The organism is Streptomyces sp. NPDC060232 (assembly GCF_042726555.1).
Taxonomy (GTDB): domain Bacteria; phylum Actinomycetota; class Actinomycetes; order Streptomycetales; family Streptomycetaceae; genus Streptomyces.
Window position 1 is genome coordinate 56,121 of record NZ_JBHXAG010000028.1, and the last position, 15,604, is coordinate 71,724.

Below are 15,604 nucleotides of genomic sequence, written 5' to 3' on the forward strand. Positions count from 1 at the left end.
GTCAGCCCTCCCGGCCGCGGCGCAGGCGGGAGACCGTGCCCGCGGCGCGCAGGGTCAGGGCGCCGCCCGGGGGGCCGGAGGGCGCCGGGGTGTCGGGGGCGGCGGCCAGGAGGCCGAGTTCGCCGGCGAGGGTCCACAGGGCCTGCTTGACCGTCGAGCGGTTGTCGAGGTCCTGGACGCGGCCCGCGTCCACCACGGCCTGGAGTTCCTTGAAGGCGGCCGGGACGGGGGTGCGGGTGGCGCGGGTCTTGGTGATCTTCTCGATGAGGGCGGGCTGGATCTCGGTGTGCTTGCTCCAGCGGTTGACGACGACCGAGGTGTCCTCGGCCTTGCGGACCTGGAGCCGTTCCCACAGCCGGACCATGCGCTTGGCGGCCCGTACCGCGATCACGTCGGGCGTGGTGACCAGGACGGCGATGTCCGCCATCTCCACCGCGGCGGCGTTGGCGCCGGTCACCTGGGTCCCGCAGTCGACGACGACGAGTTCGTAGCGGCCGCGCAGGGCGCCGACGATGTGGCGGGCGGCCCGGTCGTCGACCTCCTCGCCGCGTTCGCCGTCGGCCGGGGCCAGCAGCAGGGCGAGGCCGGTGCGGTCCTCGTAGACCGCGTCCTGGAGGACCCTCGGCGAGATGTCCTGGATCCCGGCGAGGTCGGCGATGGAGCGCCGGAACTGCACGTCGAGGTACGAGCCCACGTCGCCGCCCTGGAGGTCCATGTCGACCAGTGCGGTACGCCGTCCCGAGGCGGCCGCGGCGAGCGCGAACTGCACGGCGGTGAAGGTGGTGCCCACTCCGCCCTTGGCCCCGGTGACCGTGACCACCCGTCCGCCCGGCCCGGTGAAGGCGTCGGCGGCGCCCTTGCCCAGGTGGCGGCGGACGCCGACGGCCCACTGGGCGGCGGCCTGGACGCGGGCGGCGAGTTCCTCGTAGGACAGCGGCAGGCCGACGAGGCCGCGGGCGCCGGAGTCCATGGCGGCGGAGAAGAGCGCGGGCCCGGCGTCCGAGGAGACCAGGACGACGCCCACCGCCGGGAAGCGCAGGGCGACCTCCCGGATGAGTTCCAGGGCCGGCACCGGGCCGATCCGCTCGTGGACCAGGACCACCTCGGGGAGTTCGTCGAGGGAGTCGGCGGCGAGCCGGGCGAGGGTGTCCAGCAGGGTGGTCGAGTCGGCGACCGGAGTCGCCGGCTGCGCCGACGGGAGCTGGCTCAGCAGGGTGGAGAAGATGCGGGCGGCGTCGGGGTCGCCGACCGCGGGGAGGATTCGGGTGGTCATCCGGGCCTCACTTGTCCCCGTCGAGGGTGTACGTACGGTCGCCCGCGGCGGGCGCGGAGTCGGTGCCGGGGGCGACCAGCGCGAGGCGCACGTGCTCAGCGAAGGACTCGGCGTACGCGACGCGCTGGGCGTCCTTGGTGCCGAGGGCGAAGGTGATCGGGACGGCCTCGGAGGGGCCCTTGCGGTCGCTGTCCTTCTCCAGGGCGGTGAGCTTGCCGACGCCCAGGACCCGGGCGTTGGCGACGATGATCACCGAACGGGAGGGCTCGGTGTCCTTGGCGCCCTTGAAGGTCGCGATGATGTTGACCTTGGCGCCGGAGGTGATCTTCCCGGCCACGCCCGTGGCCGCGTCGATCATGATGGCCATCTCCTGCTCGCCGGGCTGGAGCTGCGGCCGGTCGACGAACATGTCCGTCTGGAGCAGCGAGCCCTTCTTCAGCGTGGTGAGCGCGATCTTGTCCCTGAGTGCGGCGAGGTCGGTGACGGCCGTGTCGGACAGCCAGCGCTCGGGGATCCTGATCTCCTCGAACTGGCCGGCCGCCAGCGGGCTGTAGGGGGCTATGTCCGCCTTGGCGCGGTAGGCGACGGTCTCGGACCCGACCTTGGAGTTGACGTCGCCGATCACCACGAGGACTCCGGCGAAGGCTCCCAGGGCGCACAGGACCGACAGGATCAGCAGAATGACGCCGCGGCGCTGGCGTGAGTTCATAGGCCGTACTACCTCGCCGTTCTTTCTTCATTCGTACGTTCGGTCGTCGGTCAGGGTCTGGAGCGGCCGGTGCCCGCCGGCACCGCCGCGGACGGCGGTGGGGCGGCGAGCGGCGCGGCGCAGAAGCCGCAGCGGTCGCCGATGAGTTCCAGGCCGCACCAGCGGCACTGCTCGCGGCGGACCGAGGCGACCAGTTGGTAGAGCACGGACAGGTCCGGGATGCCGGCGGCGAACTCGACGAGCTTGGGGGTGCCCCACCAGGCGGGTGAGGCGGCCGGCAGCGGGTTCTCCAGGACGCCCTGCACCTGCCAGGCGGGGGCGAGTTCGGCGGCGACCCAGTCGGAGGCGAGCTGGCCGCGCGCGAAGGTGAGGTGCGTGGCGAAGTCGGGCCCGGCGGGCAGGCCCGCGGCCGCGCCGTGCGGCGTACCGCCCGGCCCGGCGTGCGAGCCGTGGGACGCACCGTGCGACCCGCCGCGCCCGCCGCGTCCACCTCGCCCGCTGCCGCCGGCGGATCCCAGCCTGGCCAGGTGCGGTGTCGGGTGGGCGAGTACGGCGAACTGCGCGCTCGGCGACCAGGACCGGGCGTGCGCCCCCAGCCCGACGGGTATGCGGACCCGGTCGAGTTTGGCGACCGAGCCCAGCAGGGCGCCCGCGTAGATGTAGTGGGACAGCAGCCGGGCCGCGGAGGCGATGACTCCGGGGCTGAAGTCGCAGACGCTGAGCTGGCGCAGCTGACGGGCCAGCAGGGCCGTTCCCAGCGGCGGCAGATCGATGTCGAGGAGCGCGATCCGGTCGGTTTCCAGGATGGCCCGGACGGTGTGCAGCCGCTGGACGGTGGTCCGCGGCAGCCAGGGCGGTACGAGGGCCACGAGGTGGCCGTGCCGCTCCAGCAGGGCGCCGGTCCCGGCGAGCGCGGCCTCCAGGTCGTGCTGTTCGGGCGGGTGCAGCAGGGCGGCCCCGGGTGTGTGCCGGTCAGGGGCCGGCAGCACCAGGTCGGCGCTGGTGACAGCGATGGCGGTCGGCACGCGAATTCCCCCGTTCCCCCACGTTCTCCCCGTACGCCCGGACTCTCGCGCGCTCGACGGGGACGCGTCGCAGCCGTTTCGCGTGCGCGCACCACAGCGCGACCGCGGACGGCCTGTCGCCCATCCCCCCTTGCCCCAGCACCATAACCGCGTCACCCCTGGCAGGTCAGGGGCTTGATGATTCCCGTGCGTAAGGCCGCGGTCACAGGTGACGGGAAACCCGGACAACAGGGATCACGCAATCAGCCCTTTCAAGCCACTTCGCGAAGACTCTTGACACGAGGATTGGTCTGGACCAACTTGGCAGCGCACGCCGTGAGTCGGCCCCACGCCGCACGGACCGGCTCTCCCCTCACCACCACACCTCCCCCCACGGAGCCCACGTGAACCGCATACGCTCCCTCTCCCTGCCGCTCGCCGTCACCGTCGCCGCCGGGGCGCTGACGGCCCTCGCCGCCGGTACCGCACAGGCCGCGGACGTCAACGTCGCCCGCAACGGCGGCTTCGAGGCGGGTCTCGCCCACTGGTCCTGCACCGGCGGGAGCGGCGCCGCCGTCTCCTCGCCGGTCTACGCCGGGGCCGGCGCCCTGAAGGCCACCCCGGCCGGTTCGGACAACGCCCGCTGCAGCCAGACCGTCACGGTCAAGCCGAACTCGACGTACACGCTGAGCACGCAGGTGCAGGGCAGCTACGTCTACCTCGGCGCGACCGGGACGGGCACCCAGGACGTCTCCACCTGGACCCCCGGCTCGGGGGGCGGCTGGCAGAAGCTGTCCACCACCTTCACCACCGGCCCCTCCACCACCCAGGTCACCGTCTACACGCACGGCTGGTACGGCCAGCCGGCCTACACCGTGGACGAGTTCAGCGTCTTCGGCCCGGACGGCGGCGGGGGCACCGACCCCGGGCCGGGCGTCCCGGGCGCACCGGCCGGAGCCGCCGTTTCCGGCCAGAGCGCGAACGGTCTCACCCTTTCGTGGAATGCCGTCAGCGGCGCGGCCGGCTACCACGTGTACCAGGACGGCGCCCGCGTCCAGACCGTGTCCGCGACCTCCGCCCCGGTCACCGGCCTCGCGCCCGCCACCTCGTACTCCTTCCAGGTGAGCGCGTACAACACCGCGGGCGAGGGCCCCCGGTCCGCCCCGGTGACCGGGACCACGACCGGCGGCGGGAACCCGGGGAACCCCGCCGTCCCCAAGCACGCCCTGACCGGCTACTGGCAGAACTTCGACAACGGCGCGACCGTCCAGAAGATCTCCGACGTCTCCGCGCAGTACGACATCATCGCCGTCTCCTTCGCCGACGCCACCACCACGCCCGGCGCCATCACCTTCAACCTCGACTCGGCCGGCCTCGGCGGCTACACGGTCGCCCAGTTCAAGGCCGACATCGCCGCGAAGAAGGCGGCGGGGAAGTCGGTCATCCTCTCCATCGGCGGCGAGAAGGGGACCATCACGGTCAACGACTCGGCCTCCGCGGCCAACCTGGCGAACTCGGCGTACGCCCTGATGCAGGAGTACGGCTTCACCGGCATCGACATCGACCTGGAGAACGGCCTCAACCCCACCTACATGACGCAGGCGCTGCGCGCCCTGTCGGCGAAGGCGGGCCCGTCGCTGGTCATCACCATGGCCCCGCAGACGATCGACATGCAGTCCCCGCAGGGCGGCTACTTCAAGACGGCGCTCAACATCAAGGACATCCTCACCGTCGTCAACATGCAGTACTACAACAGCGGCTCGATGAACGGCTGCGACGGCAAGGTCTACTCCCAGGGCTCGGTGGACTTCCTCACCGCACTGGCCTGCATCCAGCTGGAGGGCGGGCTCGACCCCTCCCAGGTGGGCATCGGCGTCCCGGCCTCCCCCAGCGGCGCGGGCAGCGGCTACGTCTCCCCGACCGTCGTCAACAACGCCCTGGACTGCCTGGCCCGCGGCACGAACTGCGGATCCTTCAAGCCGTCGAAGACCTACCCGGGGCTGCGCGGCGCGATGACCTGGTCCACCAACTGGGACGCCAAGGCGGGTAGTGCTTGGTCGAACTCGGTGGGTCCCAAGGTCCACGGGCTCCCGTAGGCGGTACGTGTGGGGGTGGCCGGATCGGTTCGGCCGACACCTGAGGTCCTTGACCGGGACATGCCACGAGAGGACGCTGAGCGCGTCCGCACGGCTACCCCCACACTCCCCACCCAGGAGAACGCATGCGGCTCCATACCCGCCGGAGGGCCGGCCTGACGGCGGCCCTGCTGGCGCTCGCGCTGGGCGCGCCCGCCTACGGCATGAGCGCGACGGCAGCGCCACCGCCCAGCCCGTCCACCGCCACCCAGGACGAGGCCATCGTCCAGTACCGGATCCACGGCCCCTCCACCGTCGCCGACCGCACCGCCCTGCTCCGTACGGGCGTCTCGATCGACGAGGTGGACGACCACACCGTGGTGGTCAGCGCCGACACCATGCAGGCCAGGAAGCTGGAGGAGCTCGGCTACAAGCTGACCGCCCTGCCCGGGCCCCCGGACCGCTCGCTGCCCGGTATCGCCGCGAGCCCGATGGACTTCCCCTCGGCGGACTCCCGGTACCACAACTACGCCGAGGCGACCGCCGAGATCAACCAGCTCGTCGCGCAGTACCCGGCCATCGCCTCCAAGCGGGTGATCGGCAAGTCCTACCAGGGCCGCGACCTCCTCGCCATCAAGATCAGCGACAACGTCGCCACGGACGAGTCCGAGCCCGAGGTGCTCTTCACCGCGCACCAGCACGCCCGCGAGCACCTGACCGTCGAGATGGCGCTGTACCTGCTCAAGGAGTTCACCTCCACGTACGGCACCGACCCCCGCGTCACGAACGCCGTCAACGGCCGCGAGATCTGGATCGTCCCGGACCTCAACCCGGACGGCGGCGAGTACGACATCGCCACCGGCTCCTACCGCTCCTGGCGCAAGAACCGGCAGCCGAACTCGGGCTCCTCCTACGTCGGCACCGACGAGAACCGGAACTGGAACTACAAGTGGGGCTGCTGCGGCGGCTCCAGCGGCAGCAAGAGCTCCGAGACCTACCGGGGCGCGGCCGCCGAGTCCGCACCCGAGGTGAAGGCCGTCTCGGACTTCGTGCGCAGCCGGGTGGTCGGCGGCAAGCAGCAGATCAAGGCCGCGATCGACTTCCACACCTACAGCGAGCTCGTGCTGTGGCCCTTCGGCTACACCTACAACGACACCGCCCCGGGCCTGACCGCCGACGACCTGGCCGTCTTCAAGAAGATCGGCACGAGCATGGCGGCCAGCAACGGCTACACGCCGGAGCAGTCGAGCGACCTCTACATCACGGACGGCACGATCGACGACTGGCTGTGGGGCAACCAGAAGATCTTCGGCTACACCTTCGAGATGTACCCGCGGAGCGGCGGCGGCGGCTTCTACCCGCCGGACGAGGTCATCGACCGGGAGACCGCGCGCAACAAGGACGCGGTGCTCCAGCTGCTGGAGAACGCGGACTGCATGTACCGCTCGATCGGCAAGGAAGCCCAGTACTGCTCATAGCGGGGCACGCGCGCACCTGAACAGGGGGGCGCCCCGCCGCCAGGGAGGGGCGCCCCTCCCTGCGGCGGGGCGCCTTGCGCGCGTCGGTCGGGCTCAGCCCAGGACGGCCAGGGCGTCGATCTCGACGAGCAGCCCGGCCGGCAGGCCCACGTACACGGTGGTGCGGGCGGCCGGGGCCTCCTTCAGCGCCTGCTCCTCGAAGTAGGCGTTGTAGAGGTCGTTCATCTCCGCGAAGTGCGCCGTGTCGGTGAGGTAGACGCGGATCATCATCACGTCGTCCCAGTCCGCACCGCCCGCCTCCAGTACGGAGCGGACGTTCTCCAGCGTCTGGAGGGTCTGCTCGCGCAGCGTCGGCCCGGCCGGCGTCGGCGGCCGGCCCGCCACGTGCGGCAGGAACCCGACCTGCCCCGCCACCTGCAGGATGTTCCCCTTGCGCACCCCGTGCGAGAACTTCGCGGGCGGGACGGTGTGGGTGGCGGGGGTGATGGCGGTCTTCTCGGTCATGCTGTCTCCTGTACTCCTGAATAGTCCCGGCTGATGGCACCGGCGGTCCGCAGTACCTGCGGCAGCAGTTCGAGCAGCCCCTCCGCCGGGACGACCACGCCGGGCGCGGAGAGGGACAGCGCGGCGACGACCCGCCCGTCGGGCCCCCGCACGGGCGCGCCCAGGCAGTTGACCGACTCCTCGTGGCCGCCGAGGTCGGTGGCCCAGCCCTGCTCCCGTACGAGGTCCAGCTCGCGCAGGAAGGCCTCGGCGTCCGGGGTGGAGCGGGGGGTGTAGCGGGGGTAGTCGATGCGGTGGGCGAGGGCCCGGCGTTCGCCCTCGGGGAGGTCGGCGAGGAGCAGCTTGGCGACGGCGGCGACGGTGAGGGGCACGGGCCGGCCGATACGGGAGTACATGCGCACCGGGTAGCGGCTGTCGACCTTGTCGACGTAGACGACCTCGTCGTCCTGGTGCAGGGCGAGGTGCACCGTGTGCCCGGTGGCCTGGTTCAGCTCGGCCAGGTGGGGGCGGGCGACCTCGCGGACGTCGAGGTTCTCGATGGCCTCGGCGGCGAGCGCGAAGAGCTGCGCGCCGAGGCGGTAGCGGCCGTCGGGGCGGCGGTAGACGAACCCGCGCTCGTTCAGGGTGCGCAGCAGGCGCAGCGCGGTGCTCTTGTGCACGCCCAGCTCGGCGGCGACGTCGCCGAGGCCGGCGGGCCCCTTCGCGAGCAGTGGCAGGATGCCGAGCGCCCGCTCCACGGACTGGCTCATCTCCCGCCCTCCGATTCCGGCCCCGCCCGGGGGCACCTCCCAGCGGGGGCCGGGGGGTCCGAGGCGCGGGGGTCCGGGGGCAGCGCCCCCGCAGCGGCGCCGCACCGGGCGACGTTGACCCGCCGTCACCGCGGATGTTAGACAGCATGCACCGGTAGACGCAACGACCGTTGCACACCCCGCAACCCCGGGAGGCACCCGCATGGCCAGCGCCAGCGACCCCGTCAAGGACCTCGCCGACGAGCCGGTCGACCACCGGTTCAAGGGACTGCCCCCGGACGCCCAGACGGACGGCCTCACCGTCGGGCAGCTCGCCGCCCAGCGCCGCGGCCTGCACACCGGCGGGTTCACCACCCCCGTCCTGACCCTCGACGCGGACGCGCTGGAGCACAACCTCGCCGCCCTCGGCACCTACGCCGCCCGCCACGACCTCGCCTTCGCGCCGCACGGCAAGACCTGCATGGCCCCGCAGCTCTTCCGCCGCCAGCTGGACCACGGCGCGTGGGGCATCACCGTCGCCATGCCCCACCAGGCCCGCGTCTGCCGCGCCTTCGGCATCCGGACGGTCTTCCTGGCCAACGAGCTGGTCGACGCTCCCGCCCTGCGCTGGGTGGCCGACGAGCTCGCCGCCGACCCCGGCTTCCGCTTCGTCTGCTACGTCGACTCCGTCCGCGGGGTCGAGCTGATGGACGCCGCCCTGCACGGCCACGGCGCCACCCTCGACGTCGTCCTCGAACTCGGCGCCGGCGCCGAGGGGCGCACGGGGCTCCGTACCGACGCCGAATGCCAGGCCGTCGCCGAGGCCGTCGCCGCGTCCCCCGCCCTGCGCCTCGCGGGTGTGGCCGGCTACGAGGCCACCATGCCCGGCGCCGACGCCGACAGCGTCCGCGCCTGGCTGCGCCGCCTCACCGCGCTCGCCGCCGACCTCGACAAGCAGGGCCTCTTCAGCGGCACCGGCCTGGACGAGGTCATCGTCAGCGCCGGCGGCAGCGAATGGTTCGACGCCGTCGCCGAGGTCTTCGCCGAGATCCCTCAGCTGTCGCTGCCCGTGCTGCCGCTGCTGCGCTCCGGCGCGTACGTCTCCCACGACCACGGCTGGTACTCGGGCCTGACCCCCTTCAACCGCGTCCCCGAGGAGGGCGGCCTGCTCCCCGCCTTCCGGCTGTGGACCCAGGTGGTCTCCCGCCCCACGCCCGGCCAGGCCTTCGTCAACGCCGGCAAGCGCGACATCGCCTACGACCTCGGCCTGCCCGAAGTGCTCGCCGTGCGCAGCGCCCGCGACGGCGTCGAGCGCGCCGCGCAGGGAATCCGGGTGACCAAGCTGTCCGACCAGCACGCCTGGATGGAGACGGACGCCGACGCCACCCCCCTGGAGGTCGGCGACTGGGTCTCCCTCGGCATGGCCCACCCCTGCACGATCTTCGAGAAGTGGCCGCTGATCCCGGTCGTGGAGGCCGACGGCACCGTCACCGACTACGTCCGCACCTTCTTCTAGTTCTGTGGACCTGGTCCTGCGGGGCGCCCGTGTCGTCGACGGCACGGGCGGCCCCTCCTACACCGCGGACGTCGCGGTCCACGAGGGCCGGATCGCCGCCGTCGGCAGGCTGTCCGGGGGACGCGAGACCGTCGACGCGCACGGCCTCGTCCTGGCCCCCGGCTTCGTCGACATGCACGCCCACAGCGACCTGGCCCTGCTGCGCGACCCGGACCACAGCGCGAAGGCCGCCCAGGGCGTCACCCTCGAAGTCCTCGGCCAGGACGGCCTGTCGTACGCGCCCGTCGACGACCGCACCCTCGACGCGGTGCGGGCCGCCATCGCCGGCTGGAACGGCCCCGGCGACGACGTCGACTTCGACTGGCGCACGGTCGGCGAGTACCTCGACCGGCTGGACCGCGGCTTCGGCGGCGAGGGCGTCGCCGTCAACGCCGCCTACCTCGTCCCCCAGGGCACGGTCCGCGCCCACGTCGTCGGCTGGGACGACCGCCCGGCGACCGCGGCCGAACTGGACCGGATGCGCGCCCTCGTCGCCGACGGCCTCGCCCAGGGCGCCGTCGGCATGTCCTCCGGGCTCACCTACACCCCGGGCATGTACGCCTCCGGCTCCGAACTTGCCGAACTGTGCCGGGTGGTGGCCCGCCACGGCGGCTACTACTGCCCCCACCACCGCAGTTACGGCCGGGCCGCGCTCGCCGCCTACGCGGAGATGGTGGACCTGACCCGGGAGGCCGGCTGCGCCCTGCACCTCGCGCACGCCACCATGAACTTCGGCGAGAACGAGGGCCGCGCCCCCGAACTCCTCGCCCTCCTCGACGCGGCCCTGGACGCGGGCGCCGACATCACCCTGGACAGCTACCCGTACACCCCCGGCTGCACCACCCTTGTGGCGCTGCTGCCCAGTTGGGCGAACGCGGGCGGCCCGGAGGCGGTCATCGCCCGTCTGCGCGACGACGGCCAGGCCGCGCGGATCCGCCACGCGCTGGAGAACGAGGGCGCCGACGGCTGCCACGGGGTCCCCGTCGACTGGTCGACGATCGAGGTCTCGGGCGTCGCCGACCCCGCGTACGCCGCCCACGTCGGCACCCGCGTGGACGGCTGGGACACCGCCCGCCGGCTCCTGATCGGCGACCGGCTCGCGCCGACGATCCTCCAGCACGTCGGCCACGAGGAGAACGTCCGGACGATCATGCGCCATCGCGCCCACACCGGCGGCTCCGACGGCATCCTCCAAGGCGCGAAACCGCACCCGCGGGCGTACGGGACCTTCCCGCACTACCTGGGGCACTACGTCCGCGAGCTCGGGCTGCTCTCGCTGGAGGAGTGCGTCGCGCACCTGTCCGGCCGCCCCGCGGCGCGGCTGCGCCTGCCCGACCGGGGCCTGGTCCGTGTGGGCCACCGCGCCGACCTCGTCCTCTTCGACCCGGACACGGTCGCGGCCGGCTCCACGTACGAGCGGCCGCGCACGCCGCCCACCGGGATCCCGCACGTCCTGGTCGGCGGACGGTTCGTGATGCGCGACGGGCGCAGGACCCAGGTACTGGCCGGACGTTCGGTGCGCCGGACCGGCTCCGGTCCCGGGTGGACCGGGCGCGGGACCCGGTGACCGGGCGCGGGACCCGGTGACCGGGCGCGGGACCCGGTGACCGGGCGCGGGACCCGGTGAACCGCCCGCGATCCGCCGTGGATTGACCACCTACGATGGCGCCATGGTCGCCTTCGCCCTCGCCGCCCTGCTGTTCGTCGCGTTCTGCATAAGCGTCCGGCAGGACCGGCGCCGCTTCAGCAACGCCGTGCTGCTGGGACTGACCTTCCTCACCGCCTTCTCGGCCCTCTTCCTCCAGGTGGGCAAACTGCCCCTCTGGGCGGCCGTCACGGTCGTCGTCCTCACCTTCGCCTCGCCCGCGTTCGGCATCCTGGCGCTCGGCGTCCTCCTCGTGCGCAACGGCATGACCATGGTCCGCAAGGAGGGCTTCCGCCCGGCCACCCTGCTGTCGATGCTCGCCGGCCTCGCGATCTTCGCGCTGATCGCACTGCTGGTCCTCGTCGCCGTGGTCGGCTCCCCCGTCCTCGGCGGCATCGCCGGAACCCTCACCGTCGTCGCCGGCTACGTCTCCTTCGTCTTCTTCTGCTTCCTCGGCTACGCGTTCCTCTACGGCCGGATCAGGGTGCGCGACGACGTCGACCACGTGGTCATGCTGGGCTCCGGACTGATCGGCGGGGACCGCGTGCCGCCGCTGCTGGCCTCACGCCTGCGCACGGGGCAGCAGATCTACGAGCGCCAGCTGGCCCGGGGCGGCCGGCCGCCGGTGCTGCTCGTGTCGGGCGGCAAGGGCTCCGACGAGAAGGTCGCGGAGGCCCGGGCGATGGCGGACTGGCTGATCGCGGAGGGCGTGCCGGCGGACCACATCGTGCTGGAGGACCGGTCCACCACGACCGAGGAGAACATGCGCTTCAGCCGGGAGATCATGGAGGCGCACGATCCGGCGTACCGGTGCGTGGTGGTCACCAACAACTTCCACGCCTTCCGGGCCGCGATGCTCGCCCGCAAGACCGGCGTCAACGGGCAGGTCCTGGGCTCCCCCACCGCGAAGTACTACTGGCCGAGCGCCACCATCCGGGAGTTCGTCGCGGTCTTCTGGGAGCACCGGATGGTGAACCTCGCCATCTGCGGCCTGCTGACCGTCCTCGGCGCGCTCGGCACGCTGGCCGCGGTCCTGGTCTGACGCACGACTGCGGACGGGGAAGGTGCCGTGACTCCCCCCTCGGCGGTCACGGCACCGGTCGCCGTACGGATCAGACGCGCTGCCAGAGCGCCGGGACGTTCGGCGGCTCCCAGCCGGTCTGCGCCTGGTGCCCCTGGATGCAGCGGTAGGTCGCGCCGCCGTGGGTGACGGTGGCGCCGGCCGCGTAGACGGTGCCCGCCTTCCAGGTGCCGCCCGGCTCGGGCTCGCCGGGGCCGGGGCCCGGGTCGCCGCCGCTGACCTTGAGGGTCAGTCCGTACGCCGACAGGATCGGGTTCAGCGGCTGGAAGAAGGTGGTCCCGCCGCTGGAGCAGTTGCCGGAGCCGCCCGAGGTCACGCCCTGGGCCTGGCTCCCGGAGATGTAGGAGCCGCCGGAGTCGCCCGGCTCGGCGCACACCGTCGTACGGGTCACGCCGGAGATGGTGCCCTCGGGGTAGGTGACGCTGGTGTTGTGCTGCTGGATCGTGCCGCAGTGCCAGCCGGTGGTCGATCCGGACCGGCACACCGAGGCCCCCACCGGCTGCAGCACCGAGCCCGCGACCTGCACGTTCGCGCCGCCGCTGCCCTTCACGTACGGCGTCGAGGTCCAGTTCGTGTTCGCGGCGACCCAGGCCATGTCGCTGCCGGGGAAGACCGAGGCCTGGAAGGAGCCCTGGGCGACCCGGTTGAAGCCGGTGGTGGTGGTCCCGGCGCGCCCGCAGTGCCCGGCGGTGGCGAAGCCGTTCACGGTCCCCCTGGTCACGGGGAAGCCGACGGAGCAGCGGCCGCTGCCGTTCATGTAGTAGGCGTCCCCGCCGCGCAGGTCGTAGAGCGGACGCGGGGCCTCGGCCGTACGCACCACCGTGACCAGGGCGGCGTCGGTGCCGGTCGCGGCGAGCAGCCGGGCGGCCGCCCCCTCCTCGGCCTCCTCGACGACGAGCGTGTTGGAGCGGGGGTCGACGTAGCGGACGGGGGTCGCGGGGCCGGCGGCCCGGTCCAGTGCGGCCCTGGCGCCGTCGAGGTCGGCCAGGGCACGGGCGACCAGCTTCGCCCGGGCACCGGTGGCCCGTATCGCGGTGGTGTCGGCGGCCCGCGTGGTGGCGACGGTGAGGGTGCCGGCGTCGGCCCCGTCCACCCAGGCCCCGGCGAAGGCGGCGCCGAGCCGGTCCCGGAGGCGGGCGGCGGTGGCCCCGGCCTCTGCCTCGTGTGCGAGACGGGCCTTGGCCTGCGCGGGGGTCAGGCCGAGGTCGCGCTGCATGGCGGCGAGCAGCTCGGGCGGTGCGTCGGCGGTCCGCAGGGTGACGGCCGCCGAGGGCGCCACGGGGGCGGGGGCCGGGTCGGCGACGGCGCCGCCGGTCCCGGCCAGCAGCAGCCCGGCGGCGGCCAGGGCGGTACACGCCGCGCGGGCGTGTCGCTTGAGCATGGGGATCTCCTCGGTTTCCGGTGGGGGTCTGCGGAAACCGTAGAAATCCGAACCTTCCTGCGGGAGCTGTCAGTTGTCCCCTCCCCCGGTGGTATGCCCGTCGCCTCGCGGCGGCCGAGGTGCGTTCATGGGGCGGCGGCCGGAGTATGGGGGCAGGGAAACCGTAGGAGGTACGCGATGGTCAGTGAACCCGACGAGCAGCCCACACGGTCGGACCGGCTCTTCACGGGCGGGGAACGGCCGTACGACCCCGAAGACCTCGTGATGGCGACAGGCCACGACCCGACTCCGGAGCGGGTCGAGAAGGCCCGCAAGTTGATCGAGAAGGAGGGCCCGCAGGTCATCGAGCGCTACCTGCCTTAGCCCCGGCAGGCAGCCCGAGGGCTGCCCTCACCGCCCCCGGCCCCCGCTCCTCGCCGGCGTCTGAGGCGCTCTTTTCAGCCTCGCCGGCGTTTGAGGCGCGGGGGTGCGGGGGCAGTGCCCCCGCAACGGCGCCGCACCCGGCACCGCCCCGCAGCGCACCGCCCTACGCCGCAGGCCACGGCGCGGCCGCCCGCAGAGAAGCCGGAGCAGCCCGCAGGGCCACGGCTCCGGCCGACCTCCCCAGGGCCTCCGCGTGCGCGGCCCTCGCATGCCCCAGCACCCCCACCGCCCGCGCGGCGACCCGCGCGGCGGGATGCCACCCGAGCAGGTGCCGCCACACCAGCGGGGTCCCGGCGAGCGGCCGCGTGACCACCCCCGGGGTCGCGGGGAAGGTGGCCCGGCACAGGCCCACGGCCCGCCCCACCCGCACCAGGTGCACGCAGGAGGCCGTGTCGGTCTCGTAGACGCAGGCGGGCGTGAAGCCCGCCCGCACGCACGCCGCGGCGAAGCAGTCGCCGAAGCACCCGTCGCCGGGGACGTCCGTCCACGCCTCGGCGGCCAGCTCGGCCAGACCGACCTCGTCCGCCACGGCCCGCCCCAGGGCCAGAGGGTGGTCCTCGGCCAGCATCACGTGCACGGGATCCCGCGCCACCTCCATCCACGCCAGCCGCCCGGGCTCCGGCGGCGCGCTCTCCCCGCAGACTCCGACCAGCGCGAAGTCCAGGCGCCCCTCCGCGACACTCCCGGCGACCTCCCTCTCGGACCAGGAGGTGTACGTGGTCACCGCTACCCCCGGCTCCGCATCGGCGAGCCGGTCCACGAGCCCGCCGAGCAGCGGCCCGTGCGTCCCGCCCAGCCGGTAGCCCTGCGCCCCCTGCCGTGCGAACCGCTGCGCCTCCTCCTGGAGTTCGCACACCGCGGGCAGCAGCACCCTGGCCCGCTCCAGCACCAGCTCCCCGAGCGCGGTGGGCCGTACGCCCTCCCGCCCGCGCACGAACAGCGTGCCGCCCAGCGCCCGCTCGATCCGCTTCAGCTGCGCACTGAGCGCGGGCTGCGCCAGACCGAGGGCGGTGGCGGCCCGGGTCAGGCTCCCGGCGTCGGCGACGGCCCTGACGATCTTGAGATGCCTCAGCTCCAGATCCATGACACCGAGCTTGGTCCAGACTTGCAGACGTGCGCTACGGGTCGTACGCATCCAGAATCGTTCATGCTCGTTAGCCGCCAGGGGGCCACGACCCTAAGGACAGGTAAATGCACACACTCGAAGTCGACTGGGACCACCCCACGGACCCGCGGCCCGGCCCGCAGCTCGACCACGTCCGCGCCTACGTCAGCACCGCCGGCGCGGACGGGCACCTGTGGCACGGCGTTCCCACCCTGCTGCTCACCACGCTGGACCGCGCCACCGGCACCACCGTGCGCACCCCGCTGATCTACGGCGAGGACGCTGGCCGCTACCTCGTCGTGGCCTCCGCCGACGGCGCCCCGGACCACCCCCACTGGTACCGCAACCTGACCGCCCACCCGGAGGTCCGCCTCCAGGTGGGCGCCGCCGCCTACGAGGCGACCGCGCACACGGCCACCGCGACGGAACGGGAGGTGTACTGGGAGATGATGACCGCCCTGTGGCCCCCGTTCGAGGACGACCAGGCGGCCGCCCGCCCCCGCGAGATCCCCCTGGTGATCCTGGAACGCCTCCCGGGCCGCTGACCGAGGGTCTGTATCGAGTTGCCCCGTGGAGCAAGGAGCGGCGTTCGGTGCGTGCCCTCGGCGTGCGGGACGCATGTCCTCGTAGCGGAGCTACCAGG

General features: G+C 73.3%; 14 protein-coding genes. 7 read left to right on the forward strand and 7 right to left on the reverse strand.

The window, feature by feature from the left end:
* Position 1: 1 nt before the first annotated feature.
* From ACFWFZ_RS30235 to ACFWFZ_RS30245, 3 genes are read right to left on the reverse strand one after another with little or no spacing between them, the layout of a single operon-like run.
* Positions 2–1,273 (reverse strand): CpaE family protein, encoded by a 1,272-nt coding sequence (locus ACFWFZ_RS30235; RefSeq protein WP_387126425.1) that lies wholly within the window; start codon positions 1,271–1,273, stop codon positions 2–4.
* A gap of 7 nt (positions 1,274–1,280) precedes the next feature.
* The gene (gene cpaB, locus ACFWFZ_RS30240; RefSeq protein ID WP_387126427.1) at positions 1,281–1,982 is read right to left on the reverse strand and encodes a Flp pilus assembly protein CpaB; all 702 of its coding nucleotides are present in this window, start codon (positions 1,980–1,982) and stop codon (positions 1,281–1,283) included.
* A 50-nt stretch (positions 1,983–2,032) separates the two neighbouring features.
* On the reverse strand, positions 2,033–3,007 hold the full coding sequence (locus ACFWFZ_RS30245) for a hypothetical protein (RefSeq protein WP_387126429.1): 975 nt from the start codon (positions 3,005–3,007) through the stop codon (positions 2,033–2,035).
* Positions 3,008–3,390: 383 nt separating this feature from the next.
* Here ACFWFZ_RS30245 and ACFWFZ_RS30250 point away from each other — a divergent pair, with 383 nt between their 5' ends.
* Together ACFWFZ_RS30250 and ACFWFZ_RS30255 are read left to right on the forward strand one after the other, a co-directional pair.
* Complete coding sequence (locus ACFWFZ_RS30250) at positions 3,391–5,082, forward strand: chitinase (RefSeq protein ID WP_387126431.1); 1,692 nt, start codon at positions 3,391–3,393, stop codon at positions 5,080–5,082.
* A 125-nt stretch (positions 5,083–5,207) separates the two neighbouring features.
* Positions 5,208–6,539, forward strand: a complete 1,332-nt coding sequence (locus tag ACFWFZ_RS30255) for a M14 family metallopeptidase (protein WP_387126433.1) — start codon at positions 5,208–5,210, stop codon at positions 6,537–6,539.
* Positions 6,540–6,632: 93 nt separating this feature from the next.
* Here the strand turns inward: ACFWFZ_RS30255 and ACFWFZ_RS30260 are convergent, their stop codons facing one another.
* Positions 6,633–7,043: a RidA family protein gene (locus tag ACFWFZ_RS30260; RefSeq protein ID WP_387126435.1), complete on the reverse strand. Its 411-nt coding sequence runs from the start codon at positions 7,041–7,043 to the stop codon at positions 6,633–6,635.
* A complete protein-coding gene (locus tag ACFWFZ_RS30265; protein WP_387126437.1) occupies positions 7,040–7,792 on the reverse strand; it encodes an IclR family transcriptional regulator in 753 nt (250 codons plus the stop codon). Before ACFWFZ_RS30265 ends, ACFWFZ_RS30260 begins: the two co-directional genes overlap by 4 nt.
* A 202-nt stretch (positions 7,793–7,994) precedes the next feature.
* Here ACFWFZ_RS30265 and ACFWFZ_RS30270 point away from each other — a divergent pair, with 202 nt between their 5' ends.
* From ACFWFZ_RS30270 to ACFWFZ_RS30280, 3 genes are all read left to right on the forward strand, one after another.
* The gene (locus tag ACFWFZ_RS30270) at positions 7,995–9,287 is read left to right on the forward strand and encodes an amino acid deaminase (RefSeq protein ID WP_387126439.1); all 1,293 of its coding nucleotides are present in this window, start codon (positions 7,995–7,997) and stop codon (positions 9,285–9,287) included.
* A gap of 4 nt (positions 9,288–9,291) precedes the next feature.
* A complete protein-coding gene (locus ACFWFZ_RS30275) occupies positions 9,292–10,893 on the forward strand; it encodes an amidohydrolase family protein (protein WP_387126441.1) in 1,602 nt (533 codons plus the stop codon).
* A 103-nt stretch (positions 10,894–10,996) separates the two neighbouring features.
* Positions 10,997–12,013 carry a YdcF family protein gene (locus ACFWFZ_RS30280; protein ID WP_387126443.1) on the forward strand — a complete coding sequence of 339 codons (1,017 nt, stop codon included), beginning with the start codon at positions 10,997–10,999 and terminating at the stop codon, positions 12,011–12,013.
* Positions 12,014–12,083: 70 nt separating this feature from the next.
* Here ACFWFZ_RS30280 and ACFWFZ_RS30285 read toward each other — a convergent pair whose 3' ends face one another.
* Positions 12,084–13,433, reverse strand: coding sequence for a carbohydrate-binding protein (locus ACFWFZ_RS30285; RefSeq protein WP_387126445.1), 1,350 nt, complete (start codon positions 13,431–13,433; stop codon positions 12,084–12,086).
* Positions 13,434–13,610: 177 nt separating this feature from the next.
* Between ACFWFZ_RS30285 and ACFWFZ_RS30290 the strand changes: the two genes are divergently transcribed.
* Entirely contained in the window at positions 13,611–13,796 is a 186-nt protein-coding gene (locus tag ACFWFZ_RS30290) for a hypothetical protein (RefSeq protein ID WP_030034983.1), read from the forward strand.
* Positions 13,797–13,959: 163 nt separating this feature from the next.
* Here the strand turns inward: ACFWFZ_RS30290 and ACFWFZ_RS30295 are convergent, their stop codons facing one another.
* On the reverse strand, positions 13,960–14,940 hold the full coding sequence (locus tag ACFWFZ_RS30295; RefSeq protein ID WP_387126447.1) for a LysR family transcriptional regulator: 981 nt from the start codon (positions 14,938–14,940) through the stop codon (positions 13,960–13,962).
* Positions 14,941–15,047: 107 nt separating this feature from the next.
* Here ACFWFZ_RS30295 and ACFWFZ_RS30300 point away from each other — a divergent pair, with 107 nt between their 5' ends.
* Positions 15,048–15,506 (forward strand): nitroreductase/quinone reductase family protein, encoded by a 459-nt coding sequence (locus ACFWFZ_RS30300; RefSeq protein WP_387126449.1) that lies wholly within the window; start codon positions 15,048–15,050, stop codon positions 15,504–15,506.
* Positions 15,507–15,604: the final 98 nt, after the last annotated feature.